Genomic DNA, 22,734 nt, shown 5'->3' on the forward strand with positions numbered 1-22,734 from the left:
AAACTACATTATTTCTTTTTCAAAACAATGAGAGCATTTTTTTGGGTATCAATAACTTTATTGAAAAACTCCTTTATATGTGGATAATATTCAGGAGGATATGCATACTGATTGAAACTTAGTTTCATGAAGATAAGTATATCACTTTCTTTTTTTGTTACATTAAATAGCAATTGCCCGCTGTTATTTGGCAATACAATACTAAACTCCTCAGGCAATTCTAAGACTTCATAAGCATCATTCAATTTTAGTTCTGCTTTATAGGTATAGTTGTCTTTATACCCAAAGTCTATAGGATAGGTACGTTCTTGTAGCTTAAATGGGTTCTGTTCAAAGAAACTAAACAAAAACGGATTAATGTACAGCTTATCACCAATAGCTTCAGTATCTATAGAAATATCAAATTTGTCTTCGAAGAGTTCTCCAGATTCTTTTCCATAGATGAGCTCGTGATTCTCAATAACAGCAGGTGAAAAATAGGAACCCATATATTTATTGTAATTCTCAGAACCTTTATAATATGAAGCTTTAACAGGTAATGCTTTATAATCAAAATATCTAGAACTTACAGAACCTTCAATAAGGTCTTCATCATTGAGCTGCAATTTCAAAGAATGTTGTATGTAAGACATCTTTTTGTAGGCAATATCAGTCCAATAACTACCATTTTTAAAATCAAACACACGACCATAACTGTTAAGGCAGCGATGCGGCAAAAGCCCAAAAGGCAAGTACTTGTCTGTAGCATCCAAAAAGTAAGTTTCGCCATCAATCTTTGCCTGTACAATTAGATAGTTGAATTCTGAAATGACTGGGTATAACTTTGTAGGAAGACCATTTTTTCTGGTGGAAATTAAAACAGGCTTGGCATCTATACCTTTTGCATGAAGGGCATTCAATAATAGAATATTAATTTCTGTAGCTGTACCAGATTTATTCTTTACAAGTTGCTTGATAGATTTTTTTGAAAAGAGTTTGTACTTTTTATTCCATGCGAAATTTTTTTTGATATGCTCAAAAATATTTTTAGCCATTTTGATTTCACTATCGTGCGGAATAGCATTTGTAATGGACGAGACACTAGATTTTTTGTAAAAATGACTACCAAGGTTGGGTTCTGATTTTATCTCCTTATCAGCATCTTTCCAATTCTTAGTGTATTTATTAACGCTTCCATCGAAACCCGTGAAAGTCGATAACTCAAATTCAATTTTTGATAAGAAATTTTCTTTTGCAGTCATATAATCCTCTTCTATAAAAGCTGGAATATCGACCATGATGTACTTAGCAATTGCACAGCTAGCATAAGCACTTCCACTAGATAAGCATTTCTTTTTTATAGACTTGTCGTGTGATTTTAGTTTTAAATCGCCTTTTAGTTTGATATTGTATTCCCAATTTCCAGGAATACTAGTGTTATACTCACTGTATAGTTTTGGAATTTTACTCTGGAAACTCCAAGGATAATAGTTGAATCTAAATGGAGACTCAAAAGTATAACTGTATGTTATTACTGAGCCTTCCTTAATATTTGGAATGGCAAATTTTACCACATCATGGTTCTTATCATATTCCTCAGTATAGATGTCTGATTTTTCGAGCTTGGTTGCTATGATTTTCGAGCCATTATACTCATATGATGTTGCCTTTATTTTTGAAACTTTTTCTTTGTTGCTCTTGTTCTTATAAAGTACTACTGTAATATTGCCTTCATCAAAAGCATCCTTGTCAATGATCTTGATTTTACGCTTAATTTCTGTTGTTAAATTATAAGTATTTCTGTCGATATAGCTATTGCCATATTCATAGATTACTAGTGCTTTAGCTGTAGAATCTAAAGCAATAGTATTCTCTTTTAAATCTTTTTCAATAACATGATATTCAGTATGATACTGGTCATTTTGAGCATTTAAGAGAGATGTAAGAAATAGAATAAATAGACTAGTCGTTCTAAGGCGTTTCATTAAGATTTAGGTTGATGATTTTTAGGTTTTTATTTTTTCGAAGATAGGCCTGAATAATATGCTGAGTATCTCTGTTGTTTTGCATTGGCGTAATGATAGACTCCAGAACATCAATGTTATTTATCTGATAATTAAGATTGAAGAAACCTAGTCCTCTAAATACACCATTCTCTATTAAAATTGCTGAACGCTCATCAACATCTCTACCTTTATCAATGATTACCAAATTTTTACTTTCGTAACTGTTCTTATCAATAATTTGAGTTACCCTTTTGTTATAGCTTTCGCTATCTTCCTCTTGTATACAAGCGCCATCACAAGTTTTAATAGAGTAATTGAAGCACGCTGAACTAGTTTTGTAAACTCCAGTTAACTTTTGACAGAGATTGAAGTCTTCTACAATTTTATTCATAAAGCTCTTAGCACTCTGTCGATTACTAAATGTTGTAATTGGTCGTTTCTTACCATTGGCCTTATCAATCTTTAAATTGATATACCCTTGTGGATCAACAAAGCTGAATAACCCATGGGTGAAAATAGTACGGCGCAAAGCTCGATTAAAGATGGGTTTATTCTTTTTAATTTCCTCACTCTCCTTAAGTAATGCTACCAATTCACTACCAGTGGCTTCATAAGTAACCGCTACAACTTGCATTTGTATCTTCTTGGACTTTGGCGCTTCACTAGTAAAGTGTTGATTGATTCGCTTCTTTATATTCTTGCTCTTACCGATGTATATAATCTCTCCATCTTCTTTATGAATATAATAGACTCCTGTCACAGAGGGTAATTGCGAAATGATATCTATGTGGCGTGGTTCTAGTTGACGTTTGGGCTCTTTTCTAACAGATTCCTGAATAATCTTCTTCTCAGTATCCTTAGCCAATAACATTTGAAAAAGTTTTACAGTAGCTTGAGCATCACCAGAAGCTCTATGTCTTTCACTGACTGGGATTCCAAGAGCTCTAGAAAGTTTCCCCAAACTATATGAAGCTTGATTAGGGATAAGGTCTTTTGCTAATTCTATAGTGCAAAGCGTTTTGCGTTCAAACTCAAAACCTAATCTACTAAACTCAGTTCTTAAAACCCTGTAATCGAAGTTAGCATTGTGCGCAACAACAATACAACCTTCTGTTATCTCAACAATACGTTTGGCAACCTCATAGAATTTCGGCGCATTTCTTAACATAGCATTATTGATGCCAGTAAGATTTACAACGAATTCCTGAATATCTCTTTCAGGATTAATAAGACTTATGAATTGGTCTACAACCTTGTGACCATCGTATTTATAAATTGCAATTTCGGTGATTCCTTCTTCATTATACTTCCCTCCAGTAGTTTCTATATCGAGAATTGCGTAATTGGTCATTAATAGATTTTAGTATTTAATTTAAAGATAAAGATAATTTACAAACGAAGGCAAGCTAAAATTTATTTGACAGATTCAACCAATTCCAGTTGTTCAACACTAACATTGGTTGTAAACACGCCATAGTTTACCAAGGCCTTGTTTTTCTCCAACTTGTCGATGGTGCCAACGGCTTTGCCATCTTCTAGTCGTACACGATCACCAACTTTAAGTACAGGCTTTGGTTTAGGAGTTTCCTCAACCTGTTTTTTTGCAGCTTTCTTTCGTTTGCGTATAACATCAACCTTCTTTTTAACATCTTGCTTTACCTGTTGCTCTTTGGCTTTTAAGGCTTTCTTTTCTTTTATAGATTGACGTTTGCGTTTAGAGTTTTCTATTTGAACAAGTTTGAAAAGTTCAGCCATAAGCTCACGCTTACGTTTATTTTCAAAATATGTTTCGGCAAGATCATTAACTTTTTGCCCTAGATAAATAAGACGCTGATTACTATCGTAAAGCTCTTGGTAGTTTTCTAGTTTCTTCTGAATCTTTGCATTGATGTGTTCCATTTTATCAACTTCGGCCAACTTCTTTTGCTCGTTAGCTTTTAGTGAACGTTCAGTTTTTTCAAGTTTTGAACGTTCTTTCTGAAGTTTTGCTATGGTTCTGTCGAAACGAACTTTACCGCGTTCAATTTTTTTCTTTGCTTTATTGATTAAGCTATATGGTATCCCATTCTTCTGAGCCACTTCAAAAGTAAAAGAACTTCCTGCCTCTCCTAATATAAGCTTGAACATAGGTTCTAGACTACGCTCATCAAACATCATATTGGCATTTTGCATATATGGCAATTCGTTGGCCAATACCTTCAAGTTGGAGTAGTGGGTGGTTATAATGCCATAAGCTTCTCGGTTATAGAATTCTTCTAGGAATGTTTCAGCCAAAGCACCACCAAGTTCAGGATCACTTCCAGTTCCAAATTCATCTATTAGAAAAAGTGTATTGGAATTACATTTTCGAAGGAAATAATTCATTTGTTTGAGCCTATAGCTGTAGGTGCTCAAATGATTTTCTATGGATTGATTATCTCCAATATCTGTTATAATACGGTCAAATAGACAAACAGTACTTCTTTCGTGTACAGGAATAAGTAATCCACTCTGTAGCATCAGTTGGAGCAGTCCAACAGTTTTTAAGGTGATACTTTTTCCACCAGCATTAGGGCCAGAAATTACGATGATTCTGTTTTCAGGATTCAGAACAATACTTTGTGGAAATGTTTTTAACCCTTGAGAGGCATTAGAAACATAAAGTAGTGGATGATATGCATCCTTTATATCATAAACTTTTGAATCACTCAGTTTAGGTAATAGCCCATTAATGGTTTCAGCATATTTAGCTTTGGCACTAATAACATCTGTCGCAATGAGAAAATCCTGATAATCGTTCAGAAGACTTCTGTAGGGTCTTATAGTCTCTGTAAGTTGCCTTAGAATCTTTTCTACCTCTTGCTTCTCTTCATATTCCAAATTATTGAGTGCTCTTGTATGCTGAAATGTAGTTTCTGGTTCTATATAAACGATGCTACCAGTTTTACTGCCACCAAGTATAGCGCCTTTTACTTTGCGACGATACATGGCCTTAACTGCAAGTACTCTTTTATTTTCAATAACAGTCTCTCTAATATCATCGAGATAATCTAAAGTAGTGTAGCTGCTCAAAGCTGCATTGAAACTTTGATTGATTTTCCCTCTTACAGATTCAATCTCTTTTCTTAGCCTGTGGAGTTCTTCAGAAGCTTTGTTTTTTACATCCCCAAAACGATCAATTATAGCCTCAATATTGTTGATAATATCTTTTGTGAATTTTACAGTTGATGCGTTTTGATTTAGAGTTGGGTAATACTCTTCAAACTTTTTGTAAAAAAGAATAAGTTCATTGCTTATTCTAGAGATAGCGGCTAGTTTCTTGAAACCAAAGGGTTCTAAAAAAGAATTTTCAATTCCTAAAAGTTGAAGTTCTTTCGTTATTGTATCAAAACCATGATTAGGAATTCTATTTTCATTAGAAAAAGAAGCGATGTACTCATTGGTTAAATTAAGATGAAGCGTAATGTCTTCTTTGCTTTCAAAAGGTACAATAGCAAGAGTAGCCGACTTGCCTAAGCCAGTAACGCAGAATTCGGAAACCTGTTCTAAAACAGCGTTGAATTCTAAATCTTGTAATGTTTTGCTGTGTATGTTAATCAACACTTTCGCTTTTGAAATCGAAGCGCAAAGTTAAGGAATCTATTTAAGTAGATTCTTCATACGTTCTAATAAAGTTGGGTGTGAATAATGTACAAAAACATAAGCAGGGTGAGGTGTAAGGTTACTCAAGCTATTTTTATTCAACTTTTTGAGACCAGAAACCAAAGGTTCTGCTTTGTATGTGTCTTTAGCATAATTGTCTGCCTGATATTCAAACTTTCGAGAAATGTAATTCATAAGCAAGCCAGTTATTGCTGAAATAGGAGAGTACAAAAGCCCAAATGCAATTAGCCCAACATGAAAACTTGGAATTTCTACACCAAGTGCATTTGACAATAACGGATTGGATATAAAAATAGAAAGGATGAATAAAGTCAATCCAGTCAATAGTACAGAAGCAACAAGATTGAATATGATGTGTTTTCGTTTGTAATGACCAACTTCATGAGCTAGTACAGCTACAATTTCATCATCTTCAAGGTCATTAACCAAGGTGTCGTATAGTGTCACGCGTTTTTCTCTACCAAAACCAGAGAAATACGCATTGGCTTTAGTACTACGCTTTGAGCCATCGATAACAAAAATATTCTTCAAATTAAAGCCAACGGTTTTGGCATAATCTGCTATCTTTTCTCTAAGTTCTCCAGCTTCTAGAGGTGTTTGTTTATTGAATAATGGAACAATGAGCCTCGCGTAGAACATATTCATGAATAATGTAAACGCAGTTACAATTCCCCAAGCATATAACCAAAATTGGTTTCCAGTAAGTTGGTAAAACCAAATAATCAAAGCCAGAATTCCTCCGCCGATGATAGCTGACATTAATAAGCCTTTAATCTTATCTGTGATAAAAGTTGTTTTGGTTGTTTTGTTGAAACCAAATCGCTCTTCGATAACAAAGGTTCGGTAGTAAGAAAATGGAGTCGAGATAATATCACTTCCTAACATAATAATGCCGAAGAAGATAAGCGCAATAAGTACTGGATGCTCAGTATAGCTTCTTGCTATATTATCGACAAATTCAAAACCATCAAAAAATAAAAATCCTAAAGTAAGCGCAAGTGAAAATAGTGAACTCCAAATCCCGAAGTTGTAATTGGTACGTTTATACTTCTGAGATTTTACATACTCATCTTCGTCATAAACATCATTTAGCTTATCTGGGATTGGGTCATTGTAATGCTTTGCATTGAGAGCGCTTAAAACCTTATCAACAATAAAGTTTACGATTATAATGCCTATGATAATGTAAAAGAGTGTCGTTGCGGTCATATAAGATTAATTAATTTTAGAGCGCTGGCGTATAGCTTCAAAAATAAGGATTCCTGCGGCAACTGAGACATTCATGGAATCGATAACGCCTTGCATAGGTATGATAATATTCTGAGTAGAAGCATTGAGCCAATCTTCCGATAATCCAGTGGCTTCTGTACCAACAACTATCGCTGTAGATTTGGTATAGTTTTCAGCAGTATAATTATTAGAAGCTTGCAAAGCAGCACAATAGATATTGATGTTATTAGCTTTCAAGTAATCAATGACTTCGGAAGTAGTTCCAACAGCTATAGTATTGGTAAAAACGCAACCTACACTAGACCTTATGATATTAGGATTGTACAAATCACTTTTTGGGTTAGCAATAATAACAGCATCAACATTTGCAGCATCTGCTGTTCTGAGTAATGCGCCAATATTTCCTGGTTTTTCAGGCGCTTCAGCAACAAGAATCAAAGGACTATCACCTAGATTCAGTTGATCTAAATGATGATTTTTTGATTGGGCTACAGCAACAACACCTTCGGTAGTATCTCTATGTGCCAACTTCTCATAAACCTCTTTCGCGATTTCAATACAATCAATATTGTATCTCGATAAAGCATTTGCTTCTGTTTCAGAAAATAAGTCTGGAACAAAAAGTAATGTTTCAATGGTGTAGCCACCTTTAATAGCTAAGGATAATTCTCGCTTCCCTTCAATAAGAAAGGTGCCAGATTTCTTTCGTTCTCTGGATTTTTCCTTAAGCTGAACGAGTTGTTTGATGAAGCTATTTTGTGTGCTAGTAATTATTTTATGCATATACGCCACAAAAGTATGGTATTAGATTGTAATTTTACAGTAATGCTTACGTCCAAAGCCTAAATATTATAATACTAACTATGAAAACCAATACAATTTTTATCTGCTTGCTTTTACTTGTTATGTCTTGTAAAGACAACAAAACTGTAGAATCTCCTGTTAACTATGAGGAAGAACAACTCGATGTAACTACAAGTGTTTACCCAGAAAACATTACTAAAGTTTTTGAAGCGCATGGAGGTCTCGATGCTTGGAAAAAATCCAATACTTTAGTGTTTGCTATGGAAAATCCTGAAGGTGTAGAAACGACTACTACTGATTTGAAAAATAGACGTTCTTTGATAGAAACAGAAAAATTCAAAATTGGTTTTGATGGTAATGAAGTATGGATGGTTGATGAAGAAAAGGCATATAAAGGAAATCCTAAGTTCTATTATAACCTAATGTTCTATTTCTATGCTATGCCTTATGTGTTAGCAGATGATGGTATTGTCTATGAAGATGTAGAACCTTTAGAGTTTGAAGGGAAATCATATCCTGGTATTAAAATAGGATATGAAGCTGGAGTAGGAGAATCACCAGAAGATGAATATATTTTGTACTACAATCCTGAAACCTATCAAATGGAATGGTTAGGATATACAGTAACGTTCTTTAGTAAGGAAAAGGATACTAATTTCCGTTTTATAAAGTATGATCAATGGGAAGATTTAGCAGGAATGAAATTGCCTAAAGCTATTCAATGGTATAATTATGAAGGTAGTACCGTAAAAGACATGCGTAACGAATTGAAATTTACAGGAACCAGTGCAAGTGCTGAGTCTATGGCAGATTCATTTTACGCTAAACCTGAAGGTGCAACAGTAATAGAATAAACAAGAAGCTTATGGGATTATTTAATAAAATATTTGGAGCATCAGAAACTAAGGAAGAAAAAGCATTGCCTTGGATTCCTCTCAATTCTTTATCGCAACTCGATGAGATTGTGGAGAAGTCTAAGACCAAACCACAGTTTATTTTTAAGCACTCCACTCGTTGTGGTATAAGCCGAATGGTTATCAATGGACTTATTGTGAATTATGAACTGACCGAAGACCAAGCAGATCTTTACTATTTAGATCTGTTAAATTTCAGACAGGTTTCAGATGAAGTAGGTTATAAGTTTCAGGTGATACATCAGTCACCACAATTACTGGTCATAAAAAATGGAATAACCGTAGCCCATGCATCGCATGGCGCCATTAATAATATAGATTTGGAGCGATTTCTATAATTAAAACAAAAACTCCCAAGAAATTCTTGGGAGTTTTTTATTTATCCTCTTAAGTCGTAGGAGCGGAGAATAGACTTTAATTGATATTTTAAATCTTCTCCTGCATCATAAACCATTTGCTCATTACTTGGGAATTGTACAAACCTTAATCGTAACAATTCTCTGTCTCTTGGCAATAAAGCCCTACGATCTCCTCTCATAGTTCCAAATTGGTTTTCAAAAACAAACTCTGTATCAATTGGGAAACTTTCAAGCAACCTGTTTGCTTTCAAGTCTGTAAAGACCACATTTGCTATGACCTGAGTAGACTTGGATTGATTGTGCTCAAAGAATCTAGCTCTGGCAGTAATAATCTTATCAACCTTTATATCATTACCAAGACTGTCTTTAGCCACGTTGCCATCTTCATCCAAAAGGTATTCCCATCCATCGACAATTTGCTTTTCTCTCAGTAGTTGTCTTTCAAAAACATGCTCTGGCGAAATATTGATTCGTTTCAATTGAAGACTCATAGCATAATCATAGGTGAAATCTTCAGTCGAGGTTGTATGGTAGTTTGTCCAAAATTGGTTCAAACCATACGTATTAAAATCCAACAGCTCGTCTTCTAATCGCTTTGGAATAATCTGATGTGTTTGATTTTCTATAGCAACCAAAACGTGATCAGTTCCTTTTGCATGTGCTTCAACCAGTAAATCTCTGGTTTCTTCAAAATTTGGATTAATTTGCTCTATATAGGCAAAAATATCATAAGCTTCACGAGCATTGTATTTATCATCAGAATCCAATAAAGTAATTCCTTTATCAATTAGGTAATCCGATACTTTATACCTGTAATCAACAATATTTTCTGTAAAATCCTTGAAGTTTAGATTCAAGGTTTTATTTCCAATTTTTAGTGGTAGTACAGGCTTAATAGCATTTTGACGTGCTTCTAAGTCTAAATAGATATCGAAAATACGCTTGTAATGCTCAGGATTTCCATCTTTCTCTAAATGAGAAATCGCTTGTAGATCTCTGTCTACGGCTTTGTAATAAGCATCTTCTAACATGGCAACATAGGCTTGCTTACGTTTTTTGTGCTTATTGCGTTCTAGCTTCTTTAAAGCATTGGTAATTGCCTGATCGTAATTACCTGCGTGTAATTGCTTTTCGATGTGCTTCTTTCCAACACAAGAAACAAGTACCGAAAAGACTGCAAGAATGAGTACTAATTTTTTCATCGTATTGGGTTTTAGTTTAATTATATCTAATGAAAACCAATTAGTGTGCCAAAAATGAAAATAGCGCTCAATCATGCAGTATTACTGCTCATTTAAGTACGCGCCAATAATGCTTTTATAAGTTCTAGACGATTCTAAAACCGTCCCGTCTTTTAGAAGAAATTTATACTCATTATTACTTAAGTAATGGCACTGTTTTATGTAGAACTTATTGAGAATGATAGATCTATGAATTCTTAAGAATTGACTTGGATCCAAAGTTTCATGCAGTGTATTTAAGGTGGATCTATATAAGAAGGTTTTACTTGCGGTATAAAGTTTTACATAGTTGCCATCACTTTTAAGATAAGTGATATCATCTACATAAATAGTTGTTAACCTACCACGCTCTTTTATGCTGAACTCTACTTTGTATGCTTCCTCATTGGATTGATAATTTCTTATCAAGGCTTTAATCTTGTGTTCTAAATCTGAAGCACTCTGTTGTTGTTTTAACTCAAAAATTCTGCTTAGAGAGGTCTGTAAGCGGTCTTCATCGAAAGGCTTCAAGAGATAATCAACTGCATTGATCTCAAAGGCTTTTAGCGCATAAGCATCATAGGCTGTTGTGAATATTACATAGGGTTTTACTCGGAGTTCAGATAAGACTTCAAACCCATTATAATCTGGCATTTGAATGTCCAGAAAAACGAGATCAGGTTCTTTTATAGGAATCACATCAAGTGCTTCTTTTCCGTTTCTACATTCACCAACCATAACCATATTATCATAGGGCTTCAGAAGTTTTAATAAACGTTGGCGTGCAAGGTATTCATCGTCTACTATAATATATCTCAACCTCATATTAGCTAATAATTGGCATTCCTATTTTTGCTATGTATACTTGATCTGTCTTCTTTTGAGCATTAAAGACAAAACGATCTTTATAGAAAGATTGCAGTCGCTTTTTTATGTTTTCTAACCCAATTCCTGTGCTGCTCTTTTTTGAAACTTTGTCATCATTATAGTTGTTGGAGATTTCCATGAAAAGCAGATTCTCATTGACATCTGAATTGAATTCTTGCTGAATTCTAATAACAATCTCACTTTGTTCAGAAACATTGATGACACCATGCTTGATGGCATTTTCAACTAATGGCTGAAAAATCATTGTAGGAACCTTCATGTCCAAAGTATCTTTTGAGATTGAATAACTTATTGTCAACCGATCCTGGTAACGCATTTGTTCTAAATCGAGGTAATCTTGTATAAACTTCATTTCCTCTGCAACGGTTACCATTTGGTGTGTGTCATACTCCAATACTCGACGTAATAAATCTCCCAATTTGCTGAGCATAGCCTGCGCATTTTTGGTATTAATATCTATCATAGAAGCGATAGAATGTAGGGTGTTAAATAAAAAGTGTGGTTGAAGCTGCATTCTCAAAGCATTTAGCTGAGCAGCGATAAGGGCTTTTTGATTAATAATATATTTTTTTTGGTAATCGATAGCAAAGAAAAAAGCAGAAATAAATAAGAGTTCTATTAGACTCGTAAAGCTACCTATGATTAAAACTGTTTGGTTGTTTTGTCCAAAAAAATCCTTTAGATACCCACTATTCAAATAGTTTACAAAATCATCAATTCTAGAACTTGCTGTATTGTGAAAAGCAGCGATTAGGATACAGGCTATACAGATTACAATTATTCTGGTAAGATTAATCTTAGTCTCCTGAATTGTTTTAACCAGAACATAGATCACAGGTGTTAATAGAACCCAAAGAAGATTCTTAATAAGGATTTTTAATGAGTTCAGTTTCCAACTAAAGTCATAATTCAAATCATTAATGATATGAGATGTGTAAGCTTTTAGAATTAAAAAGACGCTCACGAGCAGAGCAACTACTATGATTTTTGGAAGCGCAATAGGTAAGTTCCTGTAAGACAATTTATGTTTCCTAAAACTCAATTTGAAAGTAGTTATGGTGTTAAATTTAATCTAAATGTAGCTATATTTATTGTATTCGTTTGTTTCTTGTATCTACAAAACCTGTATCATGAGACTAAAACTATTTTTACTACTGAGTTGCCTTGCTATGAGCCTTTCTAGCTGTAAGACAGAAAAAAAGACACCAGAGACAAAAGACTCATCTTTAAAACATATTAGCGAACTCACGTACATGGATATTTATAGGTTATTATATAACAACAATAACGGTGGTTTTGATGCTCATGGTGATTTGTATGGACAAGAGGCAGCTTCATTTTTAAACTTAGTTGAAGAGCCAAGTCAATGTGGCAAATCACTTTATTTGGTAAATACTTCTGATAAAACCATCGAATTAGCCTTAGAGGCTACTTTCAATTTTCCATCCAATCCAAATAACGAAATTGTTAGAGCTTATAAAATTCAACCTTCAGAAAAAATTTCTATCGGAAACTCCATGTTGTGTTACGACAATGAGGAATATCTCATCGGTAAGAAAATAATTTCAGCTGGGTTTCAAAAGCCTAATCAATAACTCACTTTATTGTTATCATCTTTCCTTAGCATTATTCAAAAGTATATAGGTCTTACTGTAGCTTAAAGCAAAATGTGATGAAAAGTTCGTATTGTGACTAAACACATCTACAGTGCGTTTTTTATTTCTGTTTAACCGATAATCACAATTTTAACCATCTACCACAATACGCTATGAGTACTTAGTGTTGCAAAATATTTTTGCTTTAAACATTAATACTTAAAACGATGAAAAACTTTAAAACAAGATTATTATTTATTGCCCTATCGGTACTTTTATTACCAATACATTCTCAAAATGTAACGCTACCTAGAGTGAGTCAAAGCGCTACAGTTTCCCAAAGATTAGGATTGTCTGATGTTACAATTTCTTATCATAGCCCTAGTGTGCAGGGAAGAAAAGTATTTGGAGGTATTGTTCCTTATGGTTCTGTTTGGAGAGCGGGAGCAAATGAGAATACTACGATTACGTTTACACACGATGCTAAAGTAGAAGGTCAAGCTGTTCCGGCTGGAGTTTACGGTCTTTATATGTTACCTAGCGAAGGAAGTGTGAAGGTATTACTTTCTAAATACAGTAAATCTTGGGGGTCTATAGCACCAGCAGAACAAGATTTAGTTTTGAATGTAACTGTAACGCCTGTTGAAATTCCTTTCCAGGAGTGGTTAAGTTTTGATTTTGTAGACAGAGGTGCGAACAGTTTAACTGCTGCACTACAATGGGAAACAACTAGAATACCATTTAAGATTGAATTCGACATTAAAAATGTTGTTGTTGACAATATGAGAGCTGAATTGAAGGGGCCGGCTGGATTCGGCTGGAGAGGACATATGCAAGCTGCAAATTACTGTTTACAAAACAATATAAACTTGGATGAAGCAATGACGTGGATAGACCAATCTATAGCTAGTAGTAAAGGGTTTAGCAATTTGGTAGTTAAAGCTGGGTTATTAGCAAAGAAAGGACAAGTGGCCGAATCTGAAAAAGTAATGGAAGAAGCCATACCTACAGGAAATGGTTATCAATTAAACAATTATGGATATCAACTGCTTGGACAGGGCAAAACTAAGAAAGCAATAGAAGTATTTAAGTTAAACGTAGAGCGCAATCAGAATCACCAATTCATTTGGGGCTTCACTGATAGTTTAGCTGAAGCTTACCTGAAAGATGGTGATAAGAAAAAGGCTTTAAAATACTATAAAGAAGCTAGAACAAAAGCACCACAAAATCAACATGCATACTTAGACGGCGTTATAGCTGGAATTAAATAACCTAATATCATGAGATATTTTAACTTAATCGCAACACTTCTTATTTGCATAACCGTAACTTCTGTTTTTGGGCAGAAAAAGATTGAAACTTTCAGCTATAAAGGCAAGAATCATAATTATATTATTCAATTGCCTGAAGATTTTGATGCCTCAAAAACGTATCCTGTGTTAATAGGGCCTTCAGAAGTCAAATCGCTAGAAGACGAGAGTTTTTATTGGAGAGGAAATTCCAATACTCAAGGATGGATTCTTGTGAGTTATCCAATTTATAGCGCAACAGGTAGAATAGGAGAGGTAAAAGCTTTTTTAGGGCATTTAAAAGAGCTGTATAATGTTGAAGGGGATAAGTTTCATGCAGTATGTTTTAGTGCAAACAGCTCAAGTATTTTTGAGTTAGTCATGCAAATTCCTGAGTACTTTAAAGGCATTACAGGAATGGCTGGTAATCCAAGCAATAGCAATAAGGAGTCATTAAAACGATTGAAAGGTTTGAAGGTGCAATTTGTAGTTGGAGATCGAGATACCTATTGGATGCGTGCTGCAGAGCAAAGCCATTCAATATTAAAAGGGCATGGAGTAGACAGCAAGTTAGAGATTATTAAAAATGGTCAACATGTAATGGAACCATTGATTGGAAAAGGCTTTTTAGATAAAGCAAATCGGTTGAGAAACTAGCTATGAGATTATTTATTTACCTAACAATTGTACTAGTTTCGTTATTTGATATACAGGCTCAAAACTATCAAGTTTTATACACGGAACAGATTAACAATAATGACAACATTGTACTTATGAATTTAGACGGTAAGTCTCATCACCTTACCAGTCATAATCGTAAGGATAGTAGTCCAATGATGTCTCCAGACGGTAAATATTTAGTGTTTACTTCAGAGCGTGTTGGCTGGTGGAAGATATGGAAGATGAATATTGCAGAAAAGACTTTCACCCAGCTAACAAACTCTAGTAATGCAGAATATAATCCAAGTTGGTCTCCAGATGGGAAATCAATTGTATTTGTTAGCACCAGAACAGGAAAGCAAGAGATTTTCGTGATGAGTAGTGTAGGGGGCAACATAAAGCGCATAAGCGGATCTGGAGCGTCTAATGTAATGCCTTATTGGGGACAGGATAATTATATTTATTATTCATCTAAAATCGATAGTTATTATCAAATAGTGAAATGTTTGCCAGATGGCACAAAAAGAGAAGTGTTGACTAGTGGCAATTCTAATAAACTGATGCCTAGAGTTTCAAGAGATGCTTCAAAAATTCTTTATTATGGTGATGAGCATGGTAATGTGGAGATTTACCGGCTAGATATTCCAGAGATGACCTCTAAACGATTAACCAATCATCCATTGATGGATATGCGTGCCAATTGGTCTCCAGACGGACAATGGATAGTTTTTGAGAGAGGGAATAAGAGTGATAATCATCATGTATACATCATGGATGCAAATGGAGATAACCAAAGGCAATTAACATTCAAAAATTATAATTATTCACCTTCGTTTTCTACAATAAAACTGAAAGATTAAAGCGTCTTTACGCTTACTTTTCCCAGACTGGTAATAATTGAGTAGATACCTCGCCAAAACCTATTCTGGTGCCATTGTTTTCACAATATCCACGCATTATTACAGTATCGTAGTCGTTTATAAACTTGCGTTCTGAGCCATCACTCATCTTTAGTGATTTTTCTCCACGCCAGGATAATTCTAACATCGAGCCGTAGGAATCCTCAGTTGGTCCAGATATAGTACCACTACCCATCATATCACCAGAATTAACTGGACAACCATTAACAGTATGGTGTGCTAGCTGTTGAGCCATATTCCAGTACATGTACTTAAAGTTAGACTTACAGACTGTAGTTTCTTTTGCGCCTTTTGGTTGAATGGCTACTTCGAGGTTAATATCAAAACTCTTCTTGCCTTTGTATTGCAAGTAAGGTAGCTGTGGTTTTTTTGGTTTTGGGCTCTCTACTCTAAATGGCTCAAGAGCATCTAAAGTTACAATCCAAGGTGATATAGAAGATGCAAAATTCTTCCCTAAGAATGGTCCTAATGGAACATATTCCCATTTCTGAATATCTCTTGCGCTCCAATCATTAAACAATACCAATCCAAAGATATAATCCTCAGCTTCTTCAATAGGAATTGGTTCTCCTAGATCATTGGCATCAGTTGTTATAAAAGCCATTTCCAATTCAAAATCTACAAGCTTGCTTGGACCAAATACTGGTGCATCTGAATCATTAGGAAGTGTCTGACCTTTAGGTCTATGGATAGGAATATCTGTAGTAATTATTGAAGAGCTTCTTCCGTGATATCCAACAGGTAAATGTAACCAGTTTGGCATCAATGCATTCTCTTTTCCGCGGAACATAGTACCTACATTTGTAGCATGTTCTATACTAGCATAGAAATCGGTATAATCACCAATTTGCACAGGCAATTGCATTTCGATTTCATCTAATCTGAAGAGTACAATCTCTTTATGCTTCTTGTTGTTTTTTAATGTAGAATTTTCAGCATCAAAAATTTCAGCAATACGATTTCTTACCAAGCGCCATGTTTTACGACCATCAGCAATAAAATCATTTAATGTATCCTGTAGGAAGATATCATCAGTCAGTGGAATACCGTCAAAGTATCCTAATTGATGCAAAGCACCTAAATCTATGGCTGTATCACCAATTCTAGTCCCAATAGTTACGATATCTTCTCTGGTGAGGAATACACCAAAAGGAATATTCTGAATGGGGAAGTCAGAATTTTTATCGACGTGTAACCACGATTTTCGATCCGGATTATTTGCTGAAAGCGGCATATTAGTAGATGTTGATTAATTGTTTATAATTTTATATCAAATATATGTTTTTTGGAATATAAAACTAAGGTATTTCTTATTTTTGAAAAACTTTTAACCAAACATAAAAAATGCAGCGAGATCAACAGATATTTGAGCTAATTCAGGCAGAAAAAGAACGCCAAACTGAAGGTATTGAACTTATAGCATCAGAGAACTTTGTAAGCGACCAGGTTATGGAAGCAGCAGGTTCAGTATTGACTAATAAATATGCTGAAGGCTACCCAGGGAAGCGTTATTATGGAGGATGCGAAGTTGTTGATGAAGTAGAACAAATCGCTATAGATAGAGCAAAAACTTTATTTGGCGCTGCTTGGGCAAATGTACAACCGCACTCAGGAAGTCAGGCGAATACAGCAGTGTTTGCAGCTTGCCTTAAGCCTGGAGATACTATTCTTGGTTTTGATTTGTCTCACGGAGGTCATCTTACACATGGTTCGCCAGTAAACTTTTCTGGTAAGTTATACAATCCTGTATTTTATGGTGTTGAAAGGGAAACGGGTCGTATAGATTATAATCATGTTGCTGAAGTTGCAGAGAAAGAGCGTCCAAAATTAATTATTGCTGGTGCTTCTGCGTATTCTCGTGATATGGACTTTAAGCGATTTAGAGAGATTGCAGATAGTGTTGATGCTCTGTTACTTGCGGATATATCTCACCCTGCTGGATTGATTGCTAAAGGTATTTTGAATGATCCTTTACCACATTGTCATGTTGTAACGACTACTACACACAAAACTTTGCGTGGGCCTAGAGGTGGTATGATAATGATGGGACAAGATTTTGAAAACCCATTTGGTATAACACTGAAGAGTGGCAACCTAAGAAAAATGTCTTCTTTATTAGATTCTGGAGTTTTTCCAGGAAATCAAGGTGGACCATTAGAACATATCATTGCAGCAAAGGCAATTGCATTTGGAGAAGCATTAGAAGATGATTTCATGCATTATATTCTACAAGTTCAGAAGAATGCAAAAGCTATGGCAAAAGCATTTGTAGATAGAGGTTATCATATTATCTCTGGTGGTACGGATAATCATATGATGCTTATCGACCTCAGAAATAAAGATATTACAGGTAAAGACGCAGAACAAGCTTTAGTGAAGGCCGATATTACAGTAAATAAGAATATGGTTCCGTTTGATGATAAAAGCCCGTTTGTAACGTCTGGAATACGTATCGGAACACCTGCGATAACAACCAGAGGTCTCAAAGAAGATGATATGGAAGGTATTGTCTCACTTATTGATGAGGTTATTATGAATCATCAAGACGATAGCAAATTAGAGGCTATAGCTGAAAAGGTAAATGCTATGATGAGTGGTAAGCCTCTATTTGCCTACTAGCAAAACGGATTCATATACAGAATATCTAAGACTCCCAATACTAAGGCAATATCACCTACAATGACTTTGTAAGGTTGAATTTTGTTTGATAGTTTCACCAATGTATTTCCAATAGCTGGAACTCCAGCAAGACGCTGAGGTAACAATAGCAAACCACATGCAATACCTACCAAAGCAAAGATGATACATTTCCATTTGAAAAGGTATAATACACCAATAATAAGTGTGGCAAAACCTATTACCGCATTGAAGGGTTTTAGCTTAGCAGCTAGATTATTGAAGAAGTTACTTTCACCATCCAAGCGGTCTAAATGACTAATGGCTAGCAGTATTCCAGCACAAATGCAGGCAATTTCAAAAGCTAAATTGATAAAATACATGGTAGTAATAGAATTAATTAACTACCTAAATGTAATAATTTTTTCTGACTGATTAATCTTCGAAAGTTATGCTTTGGTAAGCACCAATATCTGGTGAAGCTGTTCTATTAACATTAAGAATGTCCGTAGGAACTTGTCCTGCAAAAAATAAGTTTCCTTGCATATTGGCAGCTGAATCCTCTCCAATGATTAAGTCATTATTGAAAGGGTCTCTAAATTCTGGATCATCATTAAAGATGCAGTTCTCGTATAACGCAGCATTATCAAAATCATAGTTATTTCCGGTGAAACTGTTATTGTCGAAGCGCAATAAGCAATTCGTGAATTTAAAATTGAATGCACTATCTGAGTCTTCATCTAAGATGAATTCAGGATTATCATTACCGAAAATGATACAGTTATTGAAATTAGCTTCTTGCAAATCATTTGTAACGACACTATTATCTTCCTGAACCAAAAAGTTATTCAATAATACAGATGGAAATTGTCTAAAACTATTATTCCAATAGTTAGCTAAGGTTGAATGCGTAAAATTATAGCGACCACCAACAGTTCCCGCAAAAGAAGATTGCCCTGAACTATTAATTACCACATTTTCCCCTCGTATCGATGTAGCTCTACCAAGAATACCAAAATTACTGGAGTTGTATATTTTAGAATTATTAATGTTCAATTTATAGTTTGGCTCGCTTTGATTGCCTTCACATAAGATTCCAGCTGAGGCATTTTTAATAGTAGCAAAGTTGATTTCGTTATCAACACTTCCAGGGAATAACCATATTGTACCCCATTGCCCGGGGACATCTTCGAATAAAGGTTCTAAACGATCACCTTCAAAAATAACTTCATTTTCTAGTAATTCTTGGTCATCACTAAATGCTCCGTTTACTTTCAAGCTTCCACCAGAAGTTACAATTAAACCTGAGTTGGCATGGAAGTGCACTCTAGCACCAGGATCTATATTGAGCTCGTCACCATCGTCTACCGCGGCATAACCATAAATTACATAAGGTTTCTCATTTGTGAACGTTAGCTCGTCATCCTCTAAGAACCTACCTTGTAATGTAGTCTCATCATCTGTACCATCACCATCCACATCGAAGGTTAAAGTCTCTATAATGCCTTGCGCATCTCTTTCTGGAAATATAAAAACTGCATCTCTGATTAAGGTAACCAGCTCTACTTTTTGTTGATTGCTTCCTGAATCGAATTCTATAGCATCAGTGTATAAAAACTCTAAGTCCGATATTGGTGCTGTATCTGTATTATAGGTAGTTTCAATAAAGATGAATAAGCTATCATTGGCTAATAATTCAACATTATCAAAGACCTTACCTTCATTTGGTCCTTCTTCACCAGTCATACCATCGACATTCATTCTGTAAAACGAACTCGCGCCTCTTGTTAATTGAATAGTTGGAATGACAATGTCGTCATCACTTCTGTTGTACACTTTGAGGTTGTAAGTGCTAGATCCTATATTGGTAAAGATGGTGTCTAGATAAACCGTATCCCTTGAAAACTCAAGGTTTCCTGTACTAGGTGAAAAATCGAAATCTTTTCGACAAGAACTCCAGAACAATAAAATTATAAGTGTAAGGCAAAAATATAGGATTCGTTTCATCAATGTAGTCTCAATTATGGTCTAAAAATATAACTTTTGATTTAAAGGTATATTGTAAAAACGAAAAGAATTGGGAGTAGTTTTTTAATCTTTTACGATTTGTTCCTTTTTAAAATCATCAATAATCTTTAAAAACTCCTCACTGTTCTGAATCATAGCTTCTAGTAAATACATCTCTCTACTCTTTTTAAGCAAATTACCAGACATCTGTTTTGCTTCACAAAATTCATAAAATAAAGGCAGATAATTTTCTGGAATACTGAGATCATTCAACAAAAAAGATTTATTAATTAAAGAGTTTTTAGCTACGAGCGAGTCAATTTGATTATAGCTTATGGGTTTTATAACTGGCGTTTTTCTTTTCTTTTTAAACAGTTTTGATACCATACCAATAATGGCAAATAAGTCAGGACCTTTTAAGCCATTTCCAGAGCTGTAAAGATGTGGATTACGTTTGATGTCATCTTTAATTATTTGCTGTAATTCAGAGTTGTATGTTTCTCCTTTGAACGCAGGTTGTTTAGGCTCATTGGTTAGCACAACTTCATCTAGTTGCTGAATATCTTTTTTGAGTTCTATAACTAAAGATTGGTCAAAGTGTTTCTGTTTTACTACAAAGTTCTGATTATGGTGAAACAAGGATTCAATACTTATAGTATCATTTACTGAGGCTTTAATGCTGAAGTTACCTTGGTCATCACTTCCTGTAACAATGTTTTGTGTTTTGTTCAGAATTTTTGCGCCTTTTATAGTAGTTTGACTATCATAAATTTTCCCTTTTAAAACTTGGGCATTAGCAGTAATAGAAAGTAGTACTATGAATAGTAGGAGTACTCTTTTTGACATCTGTATTAATTTACGCACAATCAAATAAAGCGTAAAAATGGTTAAGGTTATTCGGTATTGTGAAAAGATTAACTTAGTTGAATAGAGTAGCTATTTCTTCCGTTATTCTTGCAGGCTTCTTGGTAGCAATACTCATCAAACACCACTTGGTTTCACAGGTCACCAAAAGATTGTTGTTCTGCTTGTTGTAGATGTTTACAATTCTGGTTGAGGTAACGCCTTTAGATTCTGAAACGTAAGTTTTTAGAAGTAATTTATCATGCAATAAAGCAGAAGACTTGTATTCTATATTGTGGCTAATAACTACCCAGAAATAATTTCTAAGCAATGCTTCGTTAGCATTCTTCAGCCAATGCGTTTTAGCGATGTCCTGTACCCATTGCAGGTAAACAACATTATTTACATGATTAAGGTCGTCTAAATCTTCCTGTGATACTGTGAGTTCTTGTTCAAAGACTTGCATTTACTCAACAATTTTCACCTCAAACAACTTATCCCAACGCTTACCAGTAACAAAAATAGTCCCAGTTTCAGTATTGTATGCTATACCATTGAGTACATCTAACCCTGCATGTTGCTTAACCTTGTTTTTCAGAGGTGTAAAATCAATAACGGCTTCAACAGCACCATTACTTGGATTGATAATAGCAACACCATTACGTTGATAAATATTAGCGTAGATTTTTCCATCTATCCATTCTAGCTCGTTAAGGCTAGGAATCTTTCCTTTATTCGTATATACTTGGATAAATTCACCTTCAGTGAGATTCTGTACATTGAGTGTCCAGATGTTTTCTGTGCCATCAGATTTGTATAGACTCGTACCATCATTACAAATTCCCCAACCTTCCTTGCTTTTTCCGTACTTGAAGCTGCTGGTTTTTTCAAAAGATGCCAAGTCATAAATAAAGCCAGTGCCTTCTTTCCAAGTTAATTGATAGATATTATTGTTTAGAATTGTAAGTCCTTCACCAAAAAAGGAATCGGACAAATCTATATTCTTTAATACATCGCCAGTTTTGTAATCTACCATACGCAACTTAGATTCACCATACTGCCCAGTACTTTCGTAGAGTTGTCCATCGTGGAACTCAAGACCTTGTGTATAAGACGTAATATCGTGAGGGTATTCGTTGATAATTTCAAAATTAAGCACCTTAGGTTGTTGATTATTGAGTACAGTAAGCGTAGTTTTTACAACTTCAGAATTATCATCATAATGTACAATAGCTGTAATCGTTTGTTTACCAAGCTTAACGTCTTCTAATGTAGCGTTGGCATCAATATAAGCATCACCAAGTTTAAACTCAGTTTTAGTAATGTCTAGATTTTTTGGATTTGAAATCGAAAGATTTAAGGCTTCACCCAAGACAACCTTGTTTCCTTTAGCATTTGTATTTATTCTGAAATTAGTTTTATTTCCTGAAGAATTTCCGCCACAAGAGAACAGTAACAAGGTCAACGATATGGTAAAGAAGTATTTAAGAAAAGGCATTTTTTTTGAAATTTTTAGCAAGGTATTTAATTCGATTTTCTAATACGCTATATAAAGTGAAAATTTATTAAAAAATTATAATAAATAGGTTAAAAAATAATTGTCAAAGTATGAAAAGGTTGTATCTTTGCAGCCGGCAAGTCCTACACAACCAGCTCCTGCTTAATCCTCCAGGGCGGGAACGCAGCAAAGGTACGCGGTCGTAGCGGTGTGATGTAGGTAGCTTGCCTTTTTTTGTGCGCTTTTGTTACGTATAAAGTTGTA

Annotated in this window: 21 protein-coding genes and 1 other RNA gene; 8 read left to right on the forward strand and 14 right to left on the reverse strand. The window is 34.7% G+C overall.

All coding sequences use genetic code 11. The features are described 5' to 3' along the window. Positions 1-8: 8 nt before the first annotated feature. From NCE97_RS08295 to NCE97_RS08315, 5 genes are all read right to left on the reverse strand, one after another. A complete protein-coding gene (locus NCE97_RS08295) occupies positions 9-1,964 on the reverse strand; it encodes a DUF3858 domain-containing protein (protein WP_353778565.1) in 1,956 nt (651 codons plus the stop codon). After that, complete coding sequence (locus NCE97_RS08300; protein ID WP_353778566.1) at positions 1,951-3,336, reverse strand: exonuclease domain-containing protein; 1,386 nt, start codon at positions 3,334-3,336, stop codon at positions 1,951-1,953. The genes NCE97_RS08295 and NCE97_RS08300 overlap by 14 nt, the downstream gene beginning before the upstream one ends. A gap of 62 nt (positions 3,337-3,398) precedes the next feature. Next, entirely contained in the window at positions 3,399-5,564 is a 2,166-nt protein-coding gene (locus tag NCE97_RS08305; protein WP_353778567.1) for an endonuclease MutS2, read from the reverse strand. Between the two features lie 39 nt (positions 5,565-5,603). Next, entirely contained in the window at positions 5,604-6,836 is a 1,233-nt protein-coding gene (locus tag NCE97_RS08310) for a M48 family metallopeptidase (protein ID WP_353778568.1), read from the reverse strand. Positions 6,837-6,842: 6 nt separating this feature from the next. Beyond that, positions 6,843-7,640 (reverse strand): TrmH family RNA methyltransferase, encoded by a 798-nt coding sequence (locus NCE97_RS08315; RefSeq protein WP_353778569.1) that lies wholly within the window; start codon positions 7,638-7,640, stop codon positions 6,843-6,845. Between the two features lie 80 nt (positions 7,641-7,720). Here NCE97_RS08315 and NCE97_RS08320 point away from each other — a divergent pair, with 80 nt between their 5' ends. Both NCE97_RS08320 and ytxJ read left to right on the forward strand, forming a co-directional pair. Next, the gene (locus NCE97_RS08320; protein WP_353778570.1) at positions 7,721-8,515 is read left to right on the forward strand and encodes a DUF6503 family protein; all 795 of its coding nucleotides are present in this window, start codon (positions 7,721-7,723) and stop codon (positions 8,513-8,515) included. Positions 8,516-8,526: 11 nt separating this feature from the next. Then, positions 8,527-8,913 carry a bacillithiol system redox-active protein YtxJ gene (gene ytxJ, locus NCE97_RS08325; RefSeq protein WP_353778571.1) on the forward strand — a complete coding sequence of 129 codons (387 nt, stop codon included), beginning with the start codon at positions 8,527-8,529 and terminating at the stop codon, positions 8,911-8,913. A gap of 41 nt (positions 8,914-8,954) precedes the next feature. Here the strand turns inward: ytxJ and NCE97_RS08330 are convergent, their stop codons facing one another. The 3 genes from NCE97_RS08330 to NCE97_RS08340 all read right to left on the reverse strand — a co-directional run bounded on the left by NCE97_RS08330 (position 8,955) and on the right by NCE97_RS08340 (position 12,084). Further along, entirely contained in the window at positions 8,955-10,136 is a 1,182-nt protein-coding gene (locus NCE97_RS08330; RefSeq protein WP_353778572.1) for a hypothetical protein, read from the reverse strand. Positions 10,137-10,217: 81 nt separating this feature from the next. Then, a complete protein-coding gene (locus tag NCE97_RS08335) occupies positions 10,218-10,979 on the reverse strand; it encodes a LytR/AlgR family response regulator transcription factor (protein ID WP_353778573.1) in 762 nt (253 codons plus the stop codon). Position 10,980: 1 nt separating this feature from the next. Further along, positions 10,981-12,084: a sensor histidine kinase gene (locus NCE97_RS08340; RefSeq protein WP_353778575.1), complete on the reverse strand. Its 1,104-nt coding sequence runs from the start codon at positions 12,082-12,084 to the stop codon at positions 10,981-10,983. Positions 12,085-12,172: 88 nt separating this feature from the next. Between NCE97_RS08340 and NCE97_RS08345 the strand changes: the two genes are divergently transcribed. From NCE97_RS08345 to NCE97_RS08360, 4 genes are all read left to right on the forward strand, one after another. Further along, positions 12,173-12,637 (forward strand): hypothetical protein, encoded by a 465-nt coding sequence (locus NCE97_RS08345; protein ID WP_353778576.1) that lies wholly within the window; start codon positions 12,173-12,175, stop codon positions 12,635-12,637. A 227-nt stretch (positions 12,638-12,864) separates the two neighbouring features. Beyond that, the gene (locus tag NCE97_RS08350) at positions 12,865-13,908 is read left to right on the forward strand and encodes a DUF2911 domain-containing protein (protein ID WP_353778577.1); all 1,044 of its coding nucleotides are present in this window, start codon (positions 12,865-12,867) and stop codon (positions 13,906-13,908) included. Between the two features lie 9 nt (positions 13,909-13,917). After that, positions 13,918-14,583, forward strand: a complete 666-nt coding sequence (locus NCE97_RS08355; RefSeq protein WP_353778578.1) for a hypothetical protein — start codon at positions 13,918-13,920, stop codon at positions 14,581-14,583. Between the two features lie 2 nt (positions 14,584-14,585). After that, complete coding sequence (locus NCE97_RS08360) at positions 14,586-15,446, forward strand: TolB family protein (RefSeq protein WP_353778579.1); 861 nt, start codon at positions 14,586-14,588, stop codon at positions 15,444-15,446. A gap of 13 nt (positions 15,447-15,459) precedes the next feature. Here the strand turns inward: NCE97_RS08360 and fahA are convergent, their stop codons facing one another. Further along, positions 15,460-16,740, reverse strand: a complete 1,281-nt coding sequence (gene fahA / locus NCE97_RS08365; RefSeq protein WP_353778580.1) for a fumarylacetoacetase — start codon at positions 16,738-16,740, stop codon at positions 15,460-15,462. A 110-nt stretch (positions 16,741-16,850) separates the two neighbouring features. On the opposite strand from fahA, the gene glyA reads away from it, so the two are divergent. Further along, positions 16,851-18,125, forward strand: coding sequence for a serine hydroxymethyltransferase (gene glyA, locus NCE97_RS08370; RefSeq protein ID WP_353778581.1), 1,275 nt, complete (start codon positions 16,851-16,853; stop codon positions 18,123-18,125). Here the strand turns inward: glyA and NCE97_RS08375 are convergent. The 5 genes from NCE97_RS08375 to NCE97_RS08395 all read right to left on the reverse strand — a co-directional run bounded on the left by NCE97_RS08375 (position 18,122) and on the right by NCE97_RS08395 (position 22,470). Next, entirely contained in the window at positions 18,122-18,505 is a 384-nt protein-coding gene (locus NCE97_RS08375; RefSeq protein ID WP_353778582.1) for a hypothetical protein, read from the reverse strand. The genes glyA and NCE97_RS08375 overlap by 4 nt on opposite strands. A gap of 52 nt (positions 18,506-18,557) precedes the next feature. Next, positions 18,558-20,129 carry a hypothetical protein gene (locus tag NCE97_RS08380; protein WP_353778583.1) on the reverse strand — a complete coding sequence of 524 codons (1,572 nt, stop codon included), beginning with the start codon at positions 20,127-20,129 and terminating at the stop codon, positions 18,558-18,560. A gap of 84 nt (positions 20,130-20,213) precedes the next feature. Further along, on the reverse strand, positions 20,214-20,975 hold the full coding sequence (locus NCE97_RS08385; protein WP_353778584.1) for a carboxypeptidase-like regulatory domain-containing protein: 762 nt from the start codon (positions 20,973-20,975) through the stop codon (positions 20,214-20,216). Between the two features lie 73 nt (positions 20,976-21,048). Next, on the reverse strand, positions 21,049-21,438 hold the full coding sequence (locus NCE97_RS08390) for an acyl-CoA thioesterase (RefSeq protein ID WP_353778585.1): 390 nt from the start codon (positions 21,436-21,438) through the stop codon (positions 21,049-21,051). Then, complete coding sequence (locus NCE97_RS08395; protein ID WP_353778587.1) at positions 21,439-22,470, reverse strand: glutaminyl-peptide cyclotransferase; 1,032 nt, start codon at positions 22,468-22,470, stop codon at positions 21,439-21,441. Positions 22,471-22,604: 134 nt separating this feature from the next. Here NCE97_RS08395 and ffs point away from each other — a divergent pair. Then, positions 22,605-22,703: signal recognition particle sRNA small type (ffs, locus tag NCE97_RS08400), an RNA gene on the forward strand. The last annotated feature ends 31 nt before the right edge of the window (positions 22,704-22,734 follow it).

The sequence above is a fragment of the Winogradskyella sp. 3972H.M.0a.05 genome, assembly GCF_040493455.1.
GTDB lineage: Bacteria > Bacteroidota > Bacteroidia > Flavobacteriales > Flavobacteriaceae > Microcosmobacter.

Bases quoted from the DNA above. Each gene is read 5' to 3' on its own strand.
- NCE97_RS08395 (WP_353778587.1), bottom strand. From the start codon at position 22,470: ATGCCTTTTCTTAAATACTTCTTTACCATATCGTTGACCTTGTTACTG.
- NCE97_RS08335 (WP_353778573.1), bottom strand. From the start codon at position 10,979: ATGAGGTTGAGATATATTATAGTAGACGATGAATACCTTGCACGCCAA.
- ytxJ (WP_353778571.1), top strand. From the start codon at position 8,527: ATGGGATTATTTAATAAAATATTTGGAGCATCAGAAACTAAGGAAGAA.
- NCE97_RS08300 (WP_353778566.1), bottom strand. From the start codon at position 3,336: ATGACCAATTACGCAATTCTCGATATAGAAACTACTGGAGGGAAGTAT.
- fahA (WP_353778580.1), bottom strand. From the start codon at position 16,740: ATGCCGCTTTCAGCAAATAATCCGGATCGAAAATCGTGGTTACACGTC.
- NCE97_RS08385 (WP_353778584.1), bottom strand. From the start codon at position 20,975: ATGTCAAAAAGAGTACTCCTACTATTCATAGTACTACTTTCTATTACT.
- NCE97_RS08330 (WP_353778572.1), bottom strand. From the start codon at position 10,136: ATGAAAAAATTAGTACTCATTCTTGCAGTCTTTTCGGTACTTGTTTCT.
- NCE97_RS08355 (WP_353778578.1), top strand. From the start codon at position 13,918: ATGAGATATTTTAACTTAATCGCAACACTTCTTATTTGCATAACCGTA.
- NCE97_RS08375 (WP_353778582.1), bottom strand. From the start codon at position 18,505: ATGTATTTTATCAATTTAGCTTTTGAAATTGCCTGCATTTGTGCTGGA.
- NCE97_RS08295 (WP_353778565.1), bottom strand. From the start codon at position 1,964: ATGAAACGCCTTAGAACGACTAGTCTATTTATTCTATTTCTTACATCT.
- NCE97_RS08320 (WP_353778570.1), top strand. From the start codon at position 7,721: ATGAAAACCAATACAATTTTTATCTGCTTGCTTTTACTTGTTATGTCT.
- NCE97_RS08310 (WP_353778568.1), bottom strand. From the start codon at position 6,836: ATGACCGCAACGACACTCTTTTACATTATCATAGGCATTATAATCGTA.
- NCE97_RS08360 (WP_353778579.1), top strand. From the start codon at position 14,586: ATGAGATTATTTATTTACCTAACAATTGTACTAGTTTCGTTATTTGAT.
- glyA (WP_353778581.1), top strand. From the start codon at position 16,851: ATGCAGCGAGATCAACAGATATTTGAGCTAATTCAGGCAGAAAAAGAA.
- NCE97_RS08315 (WP_353778569.1), bottom strand. From the start codon at position 7,640: ATGCATAAAATAATTACTAGCACACAAAATAGCTTCATCAAACAACTC.
- NCE97_RS08350 (WP_353778577.1), top strand. From the start codon at position 12,865: ATGAAAAACTTTAAAACAAGATTATTATTTATTGCCCTATCGGTACTT.
- NCE97_RS08390 (WP_353778585.1), bottom strand. From the start codon at position 21,438: ATGCAAGTCTTTGAACAAGAACTCACAGTATCACAGGAAGATTTAGAC.
- NCE97_RS08345 (WP_353778576.1), top strand. From the start codon at position 12,173: ATGAGACTAAAACTATTTTTACTACTGAGTTGCCTTGCTATGAGCCTT.
- NCE97_RS08380 (WP_353778583.1), bottom strand. From the start codon at position 20,129: ATGAAACGAATCCTATATTTTTGCCTTACACTTATAATTTTATTGTTC.